Origin of the sequence: Nostoc sp. (genome assembly GCF_036919675.1) — a bacterium.
Taxonomy (GTDB): domain Bacteria; phylum Cyanobacteriota; class Cyanobacteriia; order Cyanobacteriales; family Nostocaceae; genus Nostoc.
In genome coordinates, this window is the sequence record NZ_JBALCP010000059.1 from 1 (window position 1) to 19,095 (window position 19,095).

Annotated in this window: 16 protein-coding genes and 3 tRNA genes; 7 read left to right on the forward strand and 12 right to left on the reverse strand. The window is 42.6% G+C overall.

Annotated features, from left to right (window positions below):
- The first annotated feature begins 579 nt into the window (after positions 1 to 579).
- Both V7K49_RS11715 and V7K49_RS11720 read left to right on the forward strand, forming a co-directional pair.
- Positions 580 to 1,539: a ribonuclease Z gene (locus V7K49_RS11715; RefSeq protein WP_273765742.1), complete on the forward strand. Its 960-nt coding sequence runs from the start codon at positions 580 to 582 to the stop codon at positions 1,537 to 1,539.
- A gap of 569 nt (positions 1,540 to 2,108) precedes the next feature.
- Positions 2,109 to 4,322, forward strand: a complete 2,214-nt coding sequence (locus tag V7K49_RS11720) for a GumC family protein (RefSeq protein WP_335205645.1) — start codon at positions 2,109 to 2,111, stop codon at positions 4,320 to 4,322.
- 86 nt (positions 4,323 to 4,408) lie between these two features.
- Here V7K49_RS11720 and V7K49_RS11725 read toward each other — a convergent pair whose 3' ends face one another.
- Positions 4,409 to 4,570, reverse strand: coding sequence for a hypothetical protein (locus tag V7K49_RS11725; RefSeq protein ID WP_335073415.1), 162 nt, complete (start codon positions 4,568 to 4,570; stop codon positions 4,409 to 4,411).
- 143 nt (positions 4,571 to 4,713) lie between these two features.
- Between V7K49_RS11725 and V7K49_RS11730 the strand changes: the two genes are divergently transcribed.
- Positions 4,714 to 5,859: a SpoIID/LytB domain-containing protein gene (locus V7K49_RS11730; RefSeq protein WP_335205646.1), complete on the forward strand. Its 1,146-nt coding sequence runs from the start codon at positions 4,714 to 4,716 to the stop codon at positions 5,857 to 5,859.
- 76 nt (positions 5,860 to 5,935) lie between these two features.
- On the opposite strand, the gene V7K49_RS11735 is transcribed toward V7K49_RS11730, so the two are convergent.
- Positions 5,936 to 7,234, reverse strand: a complete 1,299-nt coding sequence (locus V7K49_RS11735; protein ID WP_335205647.1) for a hypothetical protein — start codon at positions 7,232 to 7,234, stop codon at positions 5,936 to 5,938.
- Between the two features lie 237 nt (positions 7,235 to 7,471).
- Here V7K49_RS11735 and V7K49_RS11740 point away from each other — a divergent pair, with 237 nt between their 5' ends.
- Positions 7,472 to 7,951, forward strand: a complete 480-nt coding sequence (locus V7K49_RS11740) for a hypothetical protein (RefSeq protein WP_335205648.1) — start codon at positions 7,472 to 7,474, stop codon at positions 7,949 to 7,951.
- Positions 7,952 to 8,041: 90 nt separating this feature from the next.
- On the opposite strand, the gene V7K49_RS11745 is transcribed toward V7K49_RS11740, so the two are convergent.
- The 9 genes from V7K49_RS11745 to murA all read right to left on the reverse strand — a co-directional run bounded on the left by V7K49_RS11745 (position 8,042) and on the right by murA (position 15,570).
- Positions 8,042 to 8,113, reverse strand: a tRNA-Gln gene (locus tag V7K49_RS11745).
- 889 nt (positions 8,114 to 9,002) lie between these two features.
- Positions 9,003 to 9,800 (reverse strand): WecB/TagA/CpsF family glycosyltransferase, encoded by a 798-nt coding sequence (locus V7K49_RS11750; protein WP_335205649.1) that lies wholly within the window; start codon positions 9,798 to 9,800, stop codon positions 9,003 to 9,005.
- Positions 9,772 to 9,909, reverse strand: coding sequence for a hypothetical protein (locus V7K49_RS11755; protein WP_298920774.1), 138 nt, complete (start codon positions 9,907 to 9,909; stop codon positions 9,772 to 9,774). The genes V7K49_RS11750 and V7K49_RS11755 overlap by 29 nt, the downstream gene beginning before the upstream one ends.
- Positions 9,910 to 10,267: 358 nt before the next feature.
- A complete protein-coding gene (locus V7K49_RS11760; RefSeq protein ID WP_335205650.1) occupies positions 10,268 to 10,543 on the reverse strand; it encodes a hypothetical protein in 276 nt (91 codons plus the stop codon).
- Positions 10,544 to 10,576: 33 nt separating this feature from the next.
- A tRNA-Leu gene (locus V7K49_RS11765) sits at positions 10,577 to 10,660 on the reverse strand.
- 102 nt (positions 10,661 to 10,762) lie between these two features.
- Positions 10,763 to 11,884 carry an alpha-hydroxy acid oxidase gene (locus V7K49_RS11770; RefSeq protein ID WP_335205651.1) on the reverse strand — a complete coding sequence of 374 codons (1,122 nt, stop codon included), beginning with the start codon at positions 11,882 to 11,884 and terminating at the stop codon, positions 10,763 to 10,765.
- 142 nt (positions 11,885 to 12,026) lie between these two features.
- The gene (locus V7K49_RS11775; RefSeq protein WP_335205652.1) at positions 12,027 to 12,908 is read right to left on the reverse strand and encodes a hypothetical protein; all 882 of its coding nucleotides are present in this window, start codon (positions 12,906 to 12,908) and stop codon (positions 12,027 to 12,029) included.
- Between the two features lie 157 nt (positions 12,909 to 13,065).
- Positions 13,066 to 13,944 carry a M48 family metallopeptidase gene (locus tag V7K49_RS11780; RefSeq protein WP_334869558.1) on the reverse strand — a complete coding sequence of 293 codons (879 nt, stop codon included), beginning with the start codon at positions 13,942 to 13,944 and terminating at the stop codon, positions 13,066 to 13,068.
- 258 nt (positions 13,945 to 14,202) lie between these two features.
- Positions 14,203 to 15,570, reverse strand: a complete 1,368-nt coding sequence (gene murA / locus V7K49_RS11785) for a UDP-N-acetylglucosamine 1-carboxyvinyltransferase (RefSeq protein WP_334869585.1) — start codon at positions 15,568 to 15,570, stop codon at positions 14,203 to 14,205.
- Between the two features lie 408 nt (positions 15,571 to 15,978).
- On the opposite strand from murA, the gene V7K49_RS11790 reads away from it, so the two are divergent.
- Positions 15,979 to 16,059, forward strand: a tRNA-Leu gene (locus V7K49_RS11790).
- A 188-nt stretch (positions 16,060 to 16,247) separates the two neighbouring features.
- Complete coding sequence (locus V7K49_RS11795; protein WP_335205653.1) at positions 16,248 to 17,030, forward strand: TrmH family RNA methyltransferase; 783 nt, start codon at positions 16,248 to 16,250, stop codon at positions 17,028 to 17,030.
- Positions 17,031 to 17,050: 20 nt separating this feature from the next.
- Here V7K49_RS11795 and V7K49_RS11800 read toward each other — a convergent pair whose 3' ends face one another.
- Positions 17,051 to 17,299 carry a hypothetical protein gene (locus tag V7K49_RS11800; protein WP_334869554.1) on the reverse strand — a complete coding sequence of 83 codons (249 nt, stop codon included), beginning with the start codon at positions 17,297 to 17,299 and terminating at the stop codon, positions 17,051 to 17,053.
- A gap of 343 nt (positions 17,300 to 17,642) precedes the next feature.
- Between V7K49_RS11800 and V7K49_RS11805 the strand changes: the two genes are divergently transcribed.
- Positions 17,643 to 18,326: a glutathione S-transferase family protein gene (locus V7K49_RS11805; RefSeq protein WP_334869552.1), complete on the forward strand. Its 684-nt coding sequence runs from the start codon at positions 17,643 to 17,645 to the stop codon at positions 18,324 to 18,326.
- Positions 18,327 to 19,095 lie beyond the last annotated feature (769 nt).

Here is a 19,095-nt window from a genome sequence, read left to right on the forward strand (position 1 = left end):
GAAGCTAGAGGACAACGAAATAATTACAGTACAGAACGTTTCAAATTCAACAACCATCTTTCTTCTTAATATTGCTTTACATATATTGTTTTTTCCACGCCCACCTACTTAATCGGACTAGAATCGGATGAAGACCTAAACGGTATTCATCCATACTCCATACCTCTATTTCTGCGAACGGATAGTTTAGCTTAAAGAAATTGCAGTTTCAAATTGAGTTTTTTATTCCAGCTTTCTTGTTCAATTGGGTCAGCTTCTCTATATTCAGGTCGTGGTACACGCAGACAAAATATAATTTGTTTGAGGTATTCTCAACCACGCCTACGATCTATTTTTTCACCTGTTAGTTCGCTCAACCAATCTGCCACCTTTGTACCATTCCATAGTCCACCATCTGGACTCTTCTGTGATCGGACTTGATATTATTCCAGAAAAAACAAGAGACAACATTCATTAAAGAATGATAATCATTATGAAAGAGAGAAAAGGCGACTTCCTCTCAAAAGTATTTTGCTCATTAACCGTGTCACTATAGAAAATAGAGCTGCAAATTAAGCAATAGGAAGACTAAAGAACGCTGTGCAGATAACATTCTTAGGGACGAGTTCCGGTGTACCCACACGATCGCGCAATGTTTCCAGTGTCGCTCTGAGATTACCCCAAAGGGCAGAACTGTGGTTATTCGACTGTGGCGAAGGCACCCAACATCAAATTATGCGGAGTGAACTGAAAATTAGTCAACTCTCCCGAATTTTTATCACTCATATGCACGGCGACCACATCTTTGGCTTGATGGGACTTCTTGCCACTTGCGGCTTGGCTGGCAATGTGGAACGAATTGATATATATGGGCCACCTGGATTAAATGATTACATTCAAGCTGCCTCCCGTTACTCGTACACACACTTTTCCTACCCCATTAAAGTCCATGCCATCCGTCCGGGAGTAATTTATGAAGACGATGACTTCACCGTTAGCTGTGGTAATTTGCATCACCGCATTACAGCTTTCGGCTACCGCGTAGCCGAAAAAGACCGAGCAGGACGCTTTGATATTGAAAAAGCCAAGGCGTTGCAAATTCCTCCTGGTCGGATTTACGGTCAACTCAAGCGCGGTGAAACAGTGACCCTTGGCGACGGACGGGTGATTGATGGCACCCAATTATGCGGCCCTATAGAAATAGGTCGAAAAATTGCCTATTGTACAGACACAATTTATTGTGATGGTGCAGTGCAATTAGCTCATGATGCAGATGTATTAATTCACGAAGCAACCTTTGCCCATCAAGATGCAGACATGGCTTTTCAGCGATTGCATTCCACTACCACAATGGCAGCGCAAACAGCTTTAGCTGCTGGGGCACATCGACTGATTATGAGTCATTTCAGTCCTCGCTATGCTCCTGGCAATACCTTGGAGTTGAAGGATCTCCTTAAGGAAGCCCGTGCTATTTTTCCCCGTACTGATATGGCTTATGATTTCATGATTCATGAAGTACCCAGACGCCGGGAAGTAGAGTTAACCAAGCTAGGCGTTTAAATTTTGATTTTAGATTCTAGATTTCCTATTGAACCCTTCTAATCTAAAATCTAAAATTAACCAGGCTCTATCCTAGAGTTTAGTTGTCCAACTCATAACGTCCAGCAAATAAGTAACAGTTAATTTTGCAATAAAGTAAACTATTTAACCAAAAGCTTACGGATAAGTAAGTGTATCAATAATCAATAAATAGTATGGTTTAAAGATTTTTCTTAATTTTGTTTTTATATTACAAGTTATCAAAAGAACTTTAACATATAGTAATGTTGTGAATCAGAGAATTTTTTACTTAAATACTTAGGAAAAATAATTAATTTTCCGTCAAGATTTTTCTTCTTTAAATAAAATATTTATTGAAAATTTATGCTTCCAGCACTGATTAAGAATTTATATGCATGAATTGATGAACATGAAAGCCCCAGTTGGCATAATATTGTGCCAAGTGAGCTTGTCATTATTGGAAGAATAATTAAGTATGTTGTTGCAGCTATAGGTGTAAAAAAACATTTCACATTTATCATAAATCTTCCAAATAAATATAGTGTTTTGAATATTAGAGGAGTTTGATAGTGGCTAAGACTAGTCTGAATCAAGAGCAACAGGTTACTACTTCAGCACAAGGCGCAGTTGACATCAGACAACTATTTACTATTTTGCTTCGTCACCGCTTTCTGATCTTGGGGGTTTCTTGTGTAGTTATGTCTGCTGCTAGCCTCTTGGCTGTCATTGCTAAACCTACTTACCAGAGCAATATGCAGATATTGGTGAGTTCCAATTTATCTGAAGGGGCACAGTCAAATAATATCCCAGTAGATGCAGATAATCAGGTTACTGATTCCAATTCTCAAGTTGTTGATTCCGCTACTCAGATGAAACTCATGCTGAGTTCTAAGTTGCTTCAGAAAGCCGTAAATTTACTTCATTCTGATTATCCTAATATTACCTTAGAGGATATTAATGGTCAAACAGAACGGAACAAAAAAACATCTCTAGAAGTGACTCCAGAAGAAGGAGGCATAGGAGCTAATAAAGTTTTTAGTCAAGTATTTAAAGTTTCCTTCGATGATGACGATCCAGTCAAAGCACAAAGAGTACTTCAATCTCTACAGAAAGTCTATCAAAACTACAACAAAGAGCAACAAAAAGAACGTCTGAATCAGGGACTGGCTTTTGTAAACGCTCGCCTACCTGAGATAAAAAAAGAGGTGAGTAAAGCTGATAAAAATTTGGAACAGTTTCGCAATAAACATAAATTACTCAATCCCGAAGTCCAAAGTAAAATCCTGCTAGAATCTCTAGCCGATATTCAACAACAGCTACAAACCACTCGTGCCAACCTTCAAGACGTAAACGCTCGCTACGATAACCTAGAGCAACAAATAGCGTCTTCATCTCAGCAGAATGAACTAATTTCTTCTCGTTTAAATCACTCAAGCCGCTACCAAGCACTATTGAGTGAAATTCAAAAGACTGAACTAGCCTTGGCTAAGGAGCGGCTGCGCTATACAGACGATTACCCATCGGTACAAAAACTAAAGCAGCAACGCCAAAGTCAACTGTCGCTATTACGACAAGAGGTGAAAGCTATTACTACTAGCGGTAAGGGAGAACTGCTCTTGAAAGGGCAAATGGTAGGGGTTGATCCAACACTAGTAGACGAATTTATTTTGGTGCAGACAACTGTCTTAGGACTAACTGCCAATGAAAAGAATCTAGCCGAGTCAGAACAGCGACTCCGCTCTGAGCTAAACAAATACCCAAGCTTAATAGCAGAGTATAACCGTCTGTTGCCAAAGGTACAAACTAGTCACAAAACCCTTGAACAACTGCTTCAGGCGCAACAGTCCTTGGGACTGAAAATTGCTCAGGAAGGATATAACTGGCAAGTTTTAGCAGAACCAGCTCTAGGTACTTATATGGGGAGCAACATATTATTACTTTTGGTTGGGGGAGGGGTAATTGGGCCGATTTTAGGTATCTTAGCAGCCCTGATTTTGGAAAAGTTTAATGACGCTATTTATTGTGCGGGAGATTTAAAGAAACTGACGAACCTACGTGTACTGGGGTCAGTACCAAAACTACCGTCGCGTGGTGTCAAAAAGCGGCGGCTGAACCTGCCTTGGAATGGGCCGCGAACCTCAGATTCCTCTGTAGTAGAAGCCACTACTAAATTGCCCGTCCATGAAACCTTGGACATGATCTACCAAAATATTCAAATATTAAAATATCCCTTACCTTTCAAGTCGTTGATGTTGACTTCAGCATTACCAGGGGAAGGGAAGACAACCTTAGTATTAGGGCTTGTGGCTAGCGCTACCCGAATGCATCGACGGGTATTAGTTATTGATGCTAACCTACATAATCCTAGCCTGCACAAAATCCTGGAACTATCCAATGACTGGGGACTATCTCTGTTATTAGTTGATGAGACAACTACTCATTTTCAAGATTATATCCAGCCTATTCACCCCTCTATTGATATTTTGACTGCTGGTCCTGTACCAGAAGACACGGCGAAGTTGCTCAGTTCTCGAAGGATGAAAGAACTTATAGAGTTGTTTGAGCAAACATATGACTTAGTACTGATAGATGCTCCGCCTATTTTAGGCACAGTTGATGCCAGAATTGTGGCATCTCTTTGCAATGGTATCGTAATGGTAGAGCGCATGGGTAAAGTAACCCGAAGTGAACTGACTCAAGCTACAGAAATTTTGAGTAAGTTGAATTTAATTGGAATTATCGCTAATGAAGTGAGCAATTCTCAAAAGGTATTGGCATCGTAGGCAGACCGAAGAAGACGCCAATAGAGAGGCACTGACGTTGAAACTCTCAGTGTCCCCGCGTCCCTGTGTCCTCTTTTGTCAGGTTTTTAAATGCAACCGCACTGATATTTGTAGGATGAAGCACGGGTGAGAACTTCTGGTATGCGCGATCGCAATAGCAATCCTAAATCATTCGTGAACAACGAGATCCCCGACTTCTCAGAGAAGTCGGGGATCTGAGCCTTGCCAAGAGCGAGTGTCAAGATCATCTGATTTCTACTTTATAGCTAAAGCAAAATGCATAATTAGTAGGAGGTGGCAACCTCCTGCGTTGGAGAAGTGTCTCATCTTAAAGTAGTAGACGCCATAGTTGAGAGCGTCAATTAGATACTAGTGTAATTAGATGATCAGCATGAAATTCCAACTTTACTTAGGCTCTTTATTTTCCCAGATTAAAATACGTCATTCGTGGGTAAGTGTCCTTTTGTGGATAGCTTTGGTTGCCCCAGCCCAAGCATCTGTAATTCTGCGTGTGGCAATTGAGAGAGGGGTTAATCAGGTAAAAGTGGGCAGTTCCACCACTGGGATCGTCAAGGATAGTACTGGCCGGACTCTCGGACAGTTGCCAGCGATGAGTGCATATTATGCCCAAGCCATTCCTGGCGGAGTTGCTTTAGATAAGTGGCAGTCTGGTTTATTTTGGATTGAGCCAACTGGTAAAGGATTTGTTTATATTGGCGATCGCTGGTATCGGGGTAGAACTCTGGTTGTCCCTACAGAAAAAGGCTTAACCGCTGTTAACTGGGTTGATGACCAAGAATATCTCTACAGCGTTCTCGGTGGTGAAATGGATGCTAGCTGGCCCCAAGAAGCTTTAAAAGCCCAAGCGATCGCAGCCCGCACCTATGCCCTCTACGAACGAGAAAAACAGCGGAATAATCCTATTTATGATTTAGGCAATACCCCGGATCGTTGGCAAATTTACAAAGGTGTCATTAGTGAAGCTCCTGCTACTTACGCCGCAGTGGATTCCACATTAGGGCAGGTACTAACTTACAAAAACCGGATTATTCTTTCAGTTTTCCACGCTTGTTCTGGGGGACACACTGAAAATGTGGAAGATGTTTGGGGAAGCAACGAGCCTTACCTACGGGCTGTTCAAGACTACGACCAAAATATCAGAGAGTGCAATTGGGTGAAAACCTTCTCACCTACTGAAATTAGCGCTAAATTTCCTGAGGTGGGCAATGTCAAGGATATGATTCCAGAGACATACTCACCTTTCCGTAGTGTTAAAGTCTTGAAAATTATCGGCAACAGGGGTACAAAGGTGCTACAGGGCGAGGAAGTGCGAACAGCCCTCAAGTTAAAAAGTACCCGCTTTAGCGTCACCAAGGGAGCCGATGGTAGTTTTGTACTGCAAGGGCTTGGCTTCGGTCATGGTTTGGGCATGAGTCAGTGGGGGGCGTATAATCTGGCTCGGCAGGGAGTGAACCACTTGCAAATTTTGGGGCATTATTATCAAGGTGTAGCCTTAACACCAATTCAGGCAAAGTAAGGAGAAAGTTAGGAGTTAAAAGTTAAGAGTTTTAAATAAATCTTAATTATTCACTCCTCACTTTCAACTCTTCACTCTATTCCCCACTCCCACGTTCCAAGCGCCGTTGCCATTCAGCATCAATTTGTGCAGAACGCTCAACTTCCTGGTCGAGTAAGTCAGTTTCGCTAGAATACACTAAATCTTCATTGCCAATAACTTTTTCTGTTGCAAATTGTTGAGCATAGTCGATTTTTTGTTGCAAAGGTGCATCAGGACTTGCCAATAGCCTTGATCGGGAAAGGCGATCGCGGTTGCGATCAACAATTTTGCGATTACGCCACCGAATCCAGAAATAACGCAATAACGGTACACCTAAGAAACCTGCTCCGTAAGCCAATAGCAGCCAATAAATTCCTTGCACAAAAGCTACTAGTCCACCTAATTGGGCAGCAACTGTGCCATCTCTCAACAAACTTCCCAGTACTAAAGCACCAACAAAATTTAGTACACCCAACCCAGCACTTAGCATAATTTGCCCTGAACTTGCGGCACTAAAACGCCAGGGAAATTCCTCCAAGTAAGCTGATATTGAATGACGGCGTTTTTTAACTGCACTCACCTGCAACTCTGGGAAGTAATAAACAATTTGCCCTTGGGGACTTACCGTCGGTTGCCCATTAAATCGCGTCAGAACAGGCAGCATATAATCTTCGTACTCTCTTGTATATCCCTCGCCAATGTCATCCAAGTATGGGGCAATTTGTTCTGCTACCACTGCGCCACGGTTACTCCGAATCACCGTAGCAATTTCTTGCCAGCGGCGTTCTTCTAAGTTGGCGTTTGGATTCCCATCACCAAACAAAAACGAAAACACAGCTTCAAAGAAATTTAGATTGCTTTCTTCCCGGCTTCCACGTCGCCGTTCCTGGTAGTGGGTGTCATAATTTGGGCTAAGATACCAGAATAAATTTGGAAAATAGAAGAACCCCCCACCGCCGGAATTACTGCCTCGATTGTTGCCGTCACGGTCTGAATTGGCAGCAGTAATAATAATGAAGATGGTAACAGTTATCAGGACGATGGAAAGAGTTAAGAAAATTCCAAAAGAAATGCGAATCAGGTAAAACAGAACGCTCCAGACCTTTTTCCACCATTCCTGCAATCGTAACCGGAAGTATTTATTACGCAAAATTGCTCGAAAGTTTTGTGGGAAAAGGTAAACTATATCACCTGAATCCGCTACCTGCAAATGTCCCCCAGCATCAGATGCCAGGGCTAACAAGCTTTGATTAGCTTCAGCGACGTTCAATCCTGCCTGAGTTGCCACATCACCAACGGTGACACGGTAGCCCAGCTGTTCCACAGCCTGCATGATGGTGGGACTGGGAGCCATTGCTCTCCCCTCCTGTTAAACTTATTCCCCTTTTCTTTAGTATAAAGTTTTATTTTGAGCGACTTGGCAGGCGCAGGATTGAAGCATGAAATCATTAAAAATATAAATCACATGAATTTGGCAAACTGACACTGAAATAGATTTACCAATAAATAACCTGACACACAAGATGTTATAATTAGTTTCCTCAGCTTGGTTAACCAGCAAATTTCAGCAAATTTTCTGCTCAAATCAAATATGGTTCAGTACACTCTCGCTCAAAGCCCAGAAATTATCCTCACTGTTTCTGGAAAAGATTCAGCCAAAGCCCGTGACAAAGCAATGGATCATCTGATGGAACTGATGGATGCAGGTAAGTTACCCACGGAACTGGAAGAAGGATTTGGCCCTCAACAGTTAATTGAGGTTAAAGAGCCAACTATTGATACAGCTAGCGGTGAGGATAGCATTACACAAGCTGTTCAGGTGCTGAGTAACTTGGCCACACTCAAGCTGAAAGTTCAGGAGTCACGAACTGAAGCGTTGGAAATTCGCAAAGCTGTTGATGTTCTGTTCTCCGACGAGTCGGTAACTGAAGAGGAAATTACTCGACTCAAGGAAGGTTTTAAAGTTCTCAAAAATTTTGCCCAAGCTAATGTGCGTTACCAGGAAGCGCGATCTAAAGCAGAACAGGCTCGGCAGACGCTGGATCAAGCTCTCAAATCGCCTGACAAGTAACATTTACAGAATTAGATGCATTGATACGCATCTTAAAAATGTAATTAAATTACATTAAAAGACAGGCATTACAGCCTGTCTTTAGATTTACTGGGGCGCTAGGATTCGAACCCAGGAATGGCGAGACCAAAACCCGCTGCCTTACCACTTGGCGACGCCCCAATGATTTCACTATAGTTAATATAGCAGTTAATCCTGGGTTTATGTCAAGTACTTTAATAGCTGATTTCAGATCATGGGTTTTTACAGCAGGACATTGATTGGTCGGAATGCTTACACTTAGCCTCTTTGATCATTTTGGGGTGAACCTTAGAATCAACGTTTGGCTGTATCGTTGAACAGACGTTAATTTATCCTATAGTTAGTGATGAAAGAGGCTTAAGGGACAAAATTGTGCGATCGCGATTCGCTTTGCATCTAAAATGTGTTTCACTTGATTATGAACGCCTTAGGGTCTGTTCCTGCTGACTAGGGACACACTATTTATTTTTATGGATGACTTGTTGGTAAATTGCCATCAACGGCGATATTAGTGAGAAAGTAAAAATATAAATCGAGATAGTTAAAAACTCTGTACAAAGCAAAAATGCCTGAGTTGCTTGAATAGTCAGAATGACTTGCCTTATAAGGCTTAATTAACCCTCACAGTTTAAAAATGAGCGAACGGACAGTAATTATAAGTATTCATCCGAACTTGATATTACATGTAACTTTGATATTCAAAGCTAGGGGCAACTAGATTATTTCTTTTCACGCCAGTCAGTCTTACCCTATTGGTGAGAGGTTAAGATGAAATCAGTTTTGTCAATAGTAATAACGCTGTTAATTAACGCGGAGTATGAGTATCGAATTTAATATTATACGGAATATTGGCGGTAAGAATGAGTGGCACTTTTTTAATGACGCGTAGGCGTAGCCCGCCGTAGGCATCGCTAGCCCAAAAATTGTGTTTTTACCCCCCTTTTCGACAGAATTTTAAGCACTATTACTTATTTACAAATTATTTATGACCTTAGCCTCTCGCGGATAGTCTTACCCTATTTCCTTTTCCTTAATCCCCAGTGTCGTGAAGGAAGACCGCTGCAATCCGACTTGATGATAGTAGTTGCTTCGTAGCCAGCCATATAAATAGTGGAATGGTCTTAGCATAGCGACTGCAAAGTCGGCGCGGTTCTTGAATCCATCGATACAGCCATTCAAGTCCTAAGTCTCGAACTATGCGGGGTGCCCGCTTGTGAATTCCTGCATAAACTGGGAAAACTCCACCCAGTCCAATCATTACAGCTTGTATCTTACCCTTATGTTGAGCTATCCAATTTTCTTGTTTGGGACATCCCAGAGACACTAAGACGGTGCTGGCACCACTAGAATTAATCTTTTGAACCAAAGCTTCGTCTTCAGTTTCAGTCAGGGGACGAAAGGGTAGAGGTTCCATCGCTGCAATCTTTATCTGGGGAAATTCCTGCTCTAACCTTTTTCGCATCCTAGAAAGAATTTCTGTTTGGGAACCTAGAAAGAAAATACTAAGATTTTGTGTTTGAGTTAGCTGACACAATGCTAGGAAAATATCCATCCCTGCCACACGGTCTTGGTAAAGCGCTCCCATTTTTCGCATCATCCATACAAGAGGCATACCATCAGGAGTAACTATATCTGCATTTCGTAATACGGTAGCAAACTCTGGATTCCAATGAGCTTCAATGAGCATATGTACATTGGCTACATATACAGTTTTACTTTCACGCTTATTGGCCCACTTCAGTATTGTTTGTACCTGGTGATCAAAGCGTAAAGCAGTAATAGGAAAATCAAGCACTTTTTTAGTAGGTAGAAGCACTCTTGCCACCATCAATAACTCCTGTGTCCAAGAAAAAAATCCATAGATTACCTAGACCAATCCGAATATTGAATAATTCGGATTGGATGACTCCTGACTTTTTGTCGGCTTGTGTCATCATTGGAAGTTAACACGTGGAGGTGCAATTGCCTTCTTAGTATACTTTTGGCTTAATCGGTAATACTAGAATTATTTGCTGTTGTGTCCTAGCTTACTGTTTTAAGCTAGGGATTTCAGACGCTGTTTGCCAAAATTCATACTTCCTTTATAATTAATTTTTGATAGATTCATGCAAGCATTACAATTGCGATAAATTCCTATGGATATATATTTTTCGCGTAATATTTGCTACATCTACAAATTAGATGGCGAAGTGAAATACCAGACACTTAGTCTGATGGTTTTGATCCGTAAGTATATGCTTAAGAGGTTTAATTCAAATTAGTATATTTTAAAGAATGACTAATAATTTTTTCTTATTATTTTCCCAATTTATTCCAAATTTGATTTATTCTATATACTGAAATATCCCTACAATTTATTTTTTTATCAAATAAAAGCTCAAAAAATAAGGGGAAGATAAGCTTATCTTCCCCTGCAATATTGTTTTTGTTATTGTTTGGTTTATTACTTTCCTTGAGTCTTTGCCGTAACATTTGCCTTTGCTTTTCAAGTTGCCGCTTCCTTGCAGAACCGCCTCTACCTTTGTCATTCCTGCCTTCTTTACGGGGAGATTCCCATCTTTTCAGGCGCATTACTTTATAACCTCTCTAGTACTTATTTGCTAGTGGGCAGGAGGAGAATCGAACTCCTATGACCGCAAGGCCGCCACATTTTGAGTGTGGTGCGTCTACCAGTTTCGCCACCCGCCCGTTATATCCAATCTTAACTATTGTACTCTAATTGAGGGATTTTGTAACTAGTCTAGCAAATTAATTCTCAAAGTTTTGCTGGAATAATAGCTTTTATAAGGCTTAAAGGCGTGGCAGGGTCAATAAACTAGGGTCAATATCCTCTAGTTTGGCACAGCCGCTAAGTGCCATTCCCACATTTAACTCATCTTGTAGAAGTGAGATGACATGAGATACACCGACTTGTCCTGCTAGTGCTAGTCCCCACAAAATGGGTCGTCCGATCAGTACCGCTTTTGCTCCTAATGCCAGAGCTTTGAGAATGTCTGTGCCCCTACGAATGCCTCCATCCAACAGCACTTCTACTTTACCATCCACTGCTGCTACTATTTCCGCTAGGGCATCTAAAGAAGCGATCGCACCATCGAGTTGTCTGCCACCATGATTGGAAACAACAATTGCTTTGGCTCCATATTCTACAGCCCGAACAGCATCATCTCCCCGTAAAATTCCTTTGATCACTAAAGGTAATGGAGATAAAGACTGCAACCATTCCAAATCGTGCCAAGTTACTGCTGGGTTTAACTGTTGGGCAAAATAGGTAAATAACCCAGATTCGCCTTTTTCTTGGGAAATATTTAGTCCTGAGATGGTGGCGAGATTAGCCAGATGTAAGTCTGGGGGTAAGGCAAACTCGTTACGTCTATCTGTCTCCCGTTGTCCGAGAATAGGTGCATCTACAGTCAGACAAAGTGCTTTGTAGCCTGCTTTATAGGCTTTTTCTACCAAAGCACGAGTTAATCCCCGATCTTTATGGCTGTAAAGCTGGAACCATTGCAGAGAATCTGGAAATTTATCACATGTAGTCGCCACTTCTTCAATGCTTTTTGTTGCCAGTGTACTTAACACCATCCCCACACCAGCTGATGCCGCTGCTAGAGCCGTGGCAACTTCTCCGTCTGGATGGGCTAGACATTGAAAAGCCATCGGTGCAATTAGCAAAGGTAGTTGCAGGGGTTGTCCTAAAATGGAGGTAGTTAGATTGCGATCGCTAACATCGACTAATATCCGAGGTCGCAGCTTGACTCGCTCAAAGGCAGCATGATTATCGCGCAATGTTATTTCATCCCAAGCACCACTGCTATAGTAATCAAGCGTCATTTGAGACAGGTGCTCTTTTGCTAGCTTTTCGTACTCAAAGAGATTTATGGGTTGAAAGCGATCATCATTGGTTATAACTGTCATGGTAGCGGCTGTGGGTTAAGCAATAGGATGTTTTTGATCCGATTGTCCGATTGAACAAGTTTAAAATTTTCATTGATTTCTTAGTAAAGGTGGAGAACCCAGTATCTCCGATTGAGTTCTTCTAAAGGAACCTATTTAATAATTATTCTCTGGATAGTTGCAGTAATAAAGGAGTAAATTTCTCTGGAGATAATGCTAATAAAGCTTCAGTAATTACTCTTAGTTCTGCATCTAAAGAACCAAAGCGAACTCGCAACAAATTCTCTATAACATTACGACGTTCTGCTTGAATTCCTTCTTGAATTCCTTCTTGTTTGACTTCTGCTAATTTTTGCTCATAAATAGGTGATAAGCGCATAATTAAATCTCTATCCTCCTCGTCTATATTTTGATTGAATTCTAAGGTAATCTTTAAATTTAATAATAAATCAATTGCTTTGGAACGTAAGGGATTATTTTGGGGAAGTGCTTCTAGTTCATCTATCGCTTGTTGCTGGACTCTTGCCTTACCTAAAATTCTCAACCATAGTGTTTCTTCTGTACACGGTAATTGGTGAATTACCACAATTGCTGTTCTCAAATAATCGCCTAAAAAATATACTCCTATTCCCCAATTTTCTTCATCTAGGTTAGTTCTAAAACCATCCAATATAGATTCAGAAGCTGTGGGTGACAAAATCCACAAACGTGGTAATTCTGATTCTATAAGCCTATTTTTATCACCTTTAGCTTGACGTTTAACTTCAGCAAAGATATCAAACAACTTATTCATGCAACTGCGGATCTCCGCAATTGTAGCCGCATTTCTAAATGGTTCAACTAATGCAGGTTCAGCCGCAAATTTTCCTAACACTAACAGCCCTAATTCTATTGTATTCTTTGTGGATTGGGGTGGAGGTACAAAATAAACATCAATCTCTCGGATTTGGGCTGGAACTTTCCGACTTGTTTCCACTTCTCCCAATGGTTGTAACAATTCTTTAAGATAGTCTCTGGCGAACTGGTCGTAAGGGAACCTGGTCATTAGCTGATTTTTGGGCTGTATCAGTATTTTACATCACAGTCTAATTGCCCATAGCTTGCCTGAAGTACTTTAGGAAGTGCGATCGCATTAGCGAATCCTTTGGAGTATTGTAAACTAAAACACATCTAATTTGGATAACCAAATTTCATTAGTAGCTCTACCAGTTTCGCCATCCGCCTTTGGGTGCAACTTCATTACTTGTAGACTTAAGTCCGTGACTTTGCAACAGAGTTTGATATTCTGTGCTGCTTGACCAGCGGTCAATTTCTCGCGCCCGTAGCACTGGCACTGGATGGGTTAATTGGGCTGTGCGGGCGGCTTTGACCATTTCGCCTAGTTCGGTCTTGCTAATGTCATCGTAAGCGCGAGCTTGGGCAACAAAGGCATCGAGATTCAGTTGTGGCGCTAAGGTGGGGGAACCACCCGCCAGCTTCATTAACACTGACATGACAACTTTGGGGTCTTGGGTTGCTAGTAATGCGGCACGATCACAGGTAAACTCAGCACAGCGAACCCATTCTAAAAGCTGCGCCTGTATCGCTTGAGCAACGAAGGTGCCGACATTGGGCACAATCGCCGCAGCTAATATTAATAAATTTACAGGAGTCAAATAAACGCTATGGTCACACTTGAGATGCCCCAATTCGTGGGCAATTACTGCTTGTATTTCCTCTGGTGTGAGGATATCAATCAGGGATGTGTGTAGCACAACAAAGGGTTGCTTACCCCGCACAGCAAAAGTATAGGCGTTGGGAGCCGGATGTTGCCGGACGTACAACTGGGGAGGCTCTATATCCAGGATTTTACAGGCGTCTAACAACAGCTTATATAAATCGGGCAGTTGCTGTTCACCCACTAGAATGCTGGAGGCAATATTTTCCACATAGAAAACCTGTTCTGCCATTGGGCCGAGCCAATTTCGCACCAACATATCTATGCCTGGTATTTGCTTGAGCGTTTTGGTAGCTTCCAGGTCTAATGGATGACGAAATGAGTCAGCTTTTAAACCAATTAGCGGGGTTTTGAAGAAGGACATAGTGCAGCAAGCTATAAAAAAAACACAACTATGGAATCTGGCTGGCTAGATAAACAGCCTCCCACAGTTAGTATAACGATTTAAGTAGGGTGGGCAGGGGGAGCATACTTCTATTGAAGAGGCTGCGCCAACGACTGCGCCCTTCGGCTACGCTCAAGACAAGCTCAGTAGCCAGGGGAGCAGAGGGAGAAAATTTTACCTTGTCTCCCTCGTTTCCCTCATTCTCCTTGTTCCAACGTCAGTCTCAACCGATCAATTTCAACTTGACAGGCTACTGATGCTGGAAGCGATTTCTGCATCTGCTGATGTTTCGCCCACACGCAGGATTTTAGCTCCCAATTGCTGCAACTTCACATCGAGTCGATCATAGCCGCGATCTAGGTGCTGTAATCCCTGAATTGTGGTTTGTCCTTCTGCCGCCAGTCCTGCTATGACTAGCGCTGCCGATGCTCGCAAGTCTGTGCCTAATACTGGTGCGCCAGACAATTTCGGTACTCCCCGAACGAAAGCAGCGTTGCCTTTGACACGAATATCTGCCCCCAAGCGATTCAACTCTGAGGCATGACGTAAGCGATTTTCAAAGACAGATTCGTTAATCACGCTGTCGCCTTCCGCCAATGCCAGCAAAGCCATGAACGGCGCTTGCATATCTGTGGGAAAACCTGGATGGTATTGGGTTTCAATATCCGTTGCCTTCAGGGTTTCCGCTGGCAGAACGCGTAAGTATTCAGGCTTTTCCTCAATTATTGTCACCCCAATATCCCGCAGCTTGGCAATCACTGGCACAAGATGTTCTGGAGCCACCGGCGAAAGGGTAAGTTCTGAGCGGGTAATTGCTGCTGCCAGCAAAAACGTCCCAGCCTCAATGCGATCGGGAATAATACTGTAGTCAACAGAATGTAACTTAGGGACTCCTTCAATAATAATCCTGCTAGTCCCTGCCCCCTCAATCTTGGCTCCCATCGCGTTACAGAAGTTAGCTAAATCAACTACTTCCGGTTCTCTGGCAGCATTTTCGATGATCGTTTCGCCCTCTGCCAGGGTAGCCGCCATCATCAAGTTTTCCGTCGCTCCGACGCTAGCAATGTCTAAGTAAATCTTCGCACCTTTTAATCTCCGGCTGCTGCCAGGGACGTAGGCATTACAAATGCCATGCTCAATTTGTACCTCAGCTCCCATTGCTTGCAGACCTCGCACATGCAAGTCAACTGGTCTTGCTCCAATAGCACAACCGCCTGGTAAGGGCATCTGCGCTACTCCCAATCTTGCCAGAATGGCTCCAATGGCGAAAAAACTTGCTCTCAGCTGGGTAACTAGTTCGTAGGGAGCTTTTGATGTTTTAATTTCGCTGGCGTTGATGTCTAAAATGTCACCTTGCCGTGTTAAGCGTACACCCAAAGCCGATAATACCTGACCCATCCGCTCCACGTCCGCTAATAAGGGGACATTGCGGATGCGACAATCGCCCGGACACAGTAAGGCTCCAGCCATGATTACCAGTGCTGAATTTTTTGCCCCACTAATTTTCACATGACCTCGCAAAGGATGCCCACCCCAAATTTGCAAGACTGAGGAGTCTGCTTTTGGAGCAAATTTGGCATCTGGTAAGCTGCTAGAAGGATTAATAAGCCTACCTCCAAAAGTAATATGTATTTTATATGCTTGAAGTTGGTTTTGATTCTACAGTAAAGATTCAATTTGTCCACGTTTTAGGACAACATCTTCGATGAAAAAATTGTTTTTTTGGTGAAATTTTAGGGCTGACAACAAGCAATAGCAAGCTTTTTGAGCTTTTGAAAAATTTAATAAAAAAGAACAAATTATTAGTAAGTCTAAGCAAAATTAAATACTCAGTAAAATAACTTAAGTGTTCTCTAAAAATCAATGCTGTACTGTTCAGTTAATATTTTGATTCCACCTATCCCCTGAAAAACTCGTTTCCAGGTTGAGATTTTTAAGGAAGTGTGATGTTTTCACTTGACAAAGGTAAAAAATTAAGCAATATTAAGAAACTGTCGATAAAGACAATTGCCAGCGGAACTGGCGGAATGGCAGACGCGCTAGATTCAGGTTCTAGTGCCGCAAGGCTTCCGGGTTCAAGTCCCGGGTTCCGCATATTAATTTTGGATTTTAGATTGCCGATAGCGCAGCGTAAAGCCTGCGGCATGGCAACTCTTAGAGACGCTCTTGCGTTCGCTTAGAGCGAGTCCGCGTACCCCTTCTATTAAGCAAGCTAGCAAGAGCGTCTGGTAAGAGAGCGTCTTTTAGATTAATCCAAAATCCAAAATCCAAAATCCAAAATCGTGTTGACCAGTTTACAAAATTCCCTAGTCAAGCAAATTCGCAAACTCCACTCCACCAAGGAGCGGCACAAGCAACAGTTATTTTTACTAGAAGGGACGCACCTGTTAGAAGAAGCTTGCGCGGTTAATTACCCGCTAGAAACAGTGTGTTGTACTTCAGATTGGCAAGCAGCCCACTCCTCACTGTGGTCAGAAGCTTGTAGTAAAAGCGATCGCACCGAAATTGTGAGCGAGGAAGTATTAAATGCGATTGCGACTACAGTCCAACCGGATGGTGTGGTGGCAACGGCAAAACGAAGCGTTGGCCAAACTCAACCACCATTGACTGGTTTAATCCTAGCTTTAGAAACAGTGCAAGAGCCGGGGAATCTGGGTACGATGATCCGCACTGCTGCTGCCGCTGGAGCATCGGGGTTGTGGATAAGTGGAGATAGTGTAGATTTATATAGCCCCAAAGTTCTCCGGGCTTCAGCAGGGCAATGGTTTCGCCTAGCAACGGCGGTAACCGAAGATTTAAAAGCGACAGTTCAACAAAGTCAGCAGGCAGGAATGCAGGTAGTGGCAACCTTACCCAGTGCGACTTTAACTTATTGGGAGGTGGACTGGCGAAAACCCAGTCTAATTTTACTGGGAAATGAAGGTGCTGGATTGTCAGCAGATTTAGCTGCGATCGCAGACAAGCAAGTAAGAATTCCTCTGAGTCCTGGGGTGGAATCTTTGAATGTGGCGATCGCAGCCGCTTTAATGTTGTACGAAGCTCGGCGGCAAATGATTTGTCAGTAATGAATTTTAACTTTTTACCCCTATTTGGTTTTTGTTATTTCTTCGAGATATTGTTCAATATCAGCAACTGCGTCCTCAAGAGCCGCTAAATCAATATTTATCAAATCTTGAGCTTCGACTTCACTGAGACTACTAGTATCCAGTTGGGGGAGTTGTGGGATTTCTTCTTCCTCAGTTGAACTTTCTTGTAAGATATCCTCCAACTGATTGAGGGATTGTTGAAACACTTGATCAGCAGCGCGGCGCTGTTGTGGCTGAATTGGCTCCATAATATTGACTTGAAAATCCTGATTTTTTGACCTAATTTTGATTGCAGTTCCTACAGATTTAAATTTTGCCCTTATAACATCATAATTGTATGCTGTATCAACTTTAGCAGTGGTTATCAAGAATATCGATACTTAGCTTTGGTCACTTTTGCCAAGCCGTCTGCAATTGTTGGGACTTGTATTTTTGTAAAGACTATGAAATATTTTTAACCCATTGTACGCTAATTCGACTGATAAACCGTAGTATATTATCCTGTATGTGATAGCACTTTTTTTTGCGTGCCAACTAGGCAATGTCTAGCGATACTGCGCGTCTACGCAATATTTACAAGGAAAGTATTTTATGAGCAGCGTACAACTTTACTTTCCTAAAGCCTCCACCTTTTCCCAAAGAACCCGTGTGGTTTTACTGGAAAAAGGAATTGACTTTAGCGCCACTGAAATTGACTTACAAAATAAACCAGATGGCTACACCCAGATTTCGCGCTACGGCAAAGTCCCTGCCATCAAACATGGGGATATCGAAATTTATGAGTCTGCCATCATCAACGAATATCTCGATGAAGTCTTCCCAGAACCACCTTTATTACCCCGCGATCCAGGTGCTAAAGCGATCGCTCGGATCTGGATCGACTATGCCAACACTCGCTTTGTACCCGCCTTTAACAAACTCCTGCGTGGTAAAGATGCTCAAGAACAGGGACAGGGACAAAGAGAGTTTTTGGAATCGCTGTTGTACATTGAGCAAGAAGGACTAGGTAAGCTCTCTGGTGATCGCCCTTACTGGTTAGGAGATCAGCTGAGTTTAGTCGATATTAGCTTTTATCCCTGGTTTGAACGCTTACCCCTCCTGGAACACTTCCGCAATTTCACCTTACCAACAGAAACCCCTCGCTTGCAGAAATGGTGGAATACTGTGCGCGATCGCGAGTCAATTCGGGCTGTGGAAAATCCTGCAAGCTTCTATTTAGAACGATTTGCCAAGATTCTTGGTGCGCCCACTGCTGTTGCTTCTGCTCAAAAATAAGAGAATAAATAGGGAACAGGTTACAGTCCCCTGTCACTAAAACATTGTTGAATTCACTGGGAGATCTACACCCATGAGCTTAAACAGTCAATTGTTCAAGGATCTACCGCACGTTGAGGGAGAACTCAATTACCCATACGTGTCAACTTAAGGCAAAAGCCAGTCTAGAACAAGCTTTTAGAGATTGTCTCATTTGTCTCGAAAAGAAGTCTCCGACTGGGAATGCCTAATGAGGGGCTGCTGCCTCAAGACTAGCGGCACCGCAATGAAAGAGCATTTCCAGCCTGTGGCTGGAAACGAGGTTTTAAAAGAGTTTTAGCTTAAGTTGACACCAATGCTCAATTACCTCATCCCGACAGCAGAAAAACCTGTCAACTACACCTACGAATCACCGCCAGGCATTCTACAGCGAAGCAGGGGGAGCAAGGGAGTGGAGTTCAAAGACTCGTCCGCGAGTATCAAAGACTGATTAACGGAGTTCAAAGACTCGTCCGCGAGTATCAAAGACTGATTAACGGAGTTCAAAGACTCGTCCGCGAGTATTAAAGACTGATTAATGGAGTTCAAAGACTCGTCAGCGAGTATTAAAGACTGATTAACGGAGTTCAAAGACTCGTCAGCGAGTATTAAAGACTCGTCAGCGAGTATCAAAGACTCGTTCCCTATTCCCAATGCCCTATAGAACCCATTTGGGATCTATAAAGTAGCTAATCTTCGGAGCATAAGTCTGACAAAACAGAGATGAATTTTAGTGGTCGCATTTTCTAAA

Bases quoted from the DNA above. Each gene is read 5' to 3' on its own strand.
- V7K49_RS11800 (WP_334869554.1), bottom strand. From the start codon at position 17,299: ATGGAGCCAATTCAGCCACAACAGCGCCGCGCTGCTGATCAAGTGTTT.
- V7K49_RS11770 (WP_335205651.1), bottom strand. From the start codon at position 11,884: ATGACAGTTATAACCAATGATGATCGCTTTCAACCCATAAATCTCTTT.
- V7K49_RS11775 (WP_335205652.1), bottom strand. From the start codon at position 12,908: ATGACCAGGTTCCCTTACGACCAGTTCGCCAGAGACTATCTTAAAGAA.
- V7K49_RS11780 (WP_334869558.1), bottom strand. From the start codon at position 13,944: ATGTCCTTCTTCAAAACCCCGCTAATTGGTTTAAAAGCTGACTCATTT.
- V7K49_RS11725 (WP_335073415.1), bottom strand. From the start codon at position 4,570: ATGATCTTGACACTCGCTCTTGGCAAGGCTCAGATCCCCGACTTCTCT.
- V7K49_RS11750 (WP_335205649.1), bottom strand. From the start codon at position 9,800: ATGGTGGCAAGAGTGCTTCTACCTACTAAAAAAGTGCTTGATTTTCCT.
- V7K49_RS11735 (WP_335205647.1), bottom strand. From the start codon at position 7,234: ATGGCTCCCAGTCCCACCATCATGCAGGCTGTGGAACAGCTGGGCTAC.
- V7K49_RS11755 (WP_298920774.1), bottom strand. From the start codon at position 9,909: ATGATGACACAAGCCGACAAAAAGTCAGGAGTCATCCAATCCGAATTA.
- V7K49_RS11730 (WP_335205646.1), top strand. From the start codon at position 4,714: ATGAAATTCCAACTTTACTTAGGCTCTTTATTTTCCCAGATTAAAATA.
- V7K49_RS11760 (WP_335205650.1), bottom strand. From the start codon at position 10,543: ATGCGCCTGAAAAGATGGGAATCTCCCCGTAAAGAAGGCAGGAATGAC.
- V7K49_RS11805 (WP_334869552.1), top strand. From the start codon at position 17,643: ATGAGCAGCGTACAACTTTACTTTCCTAAAGCCTCCACCTTTTCCCAA.
- V7K49_RS11740 (WP_335205648.1), top strand. From the start codon at position 7,472: ATGGTTCAGTACACTCTCGCTCAAAGCCCAGAAATTATCCTCACTGTT.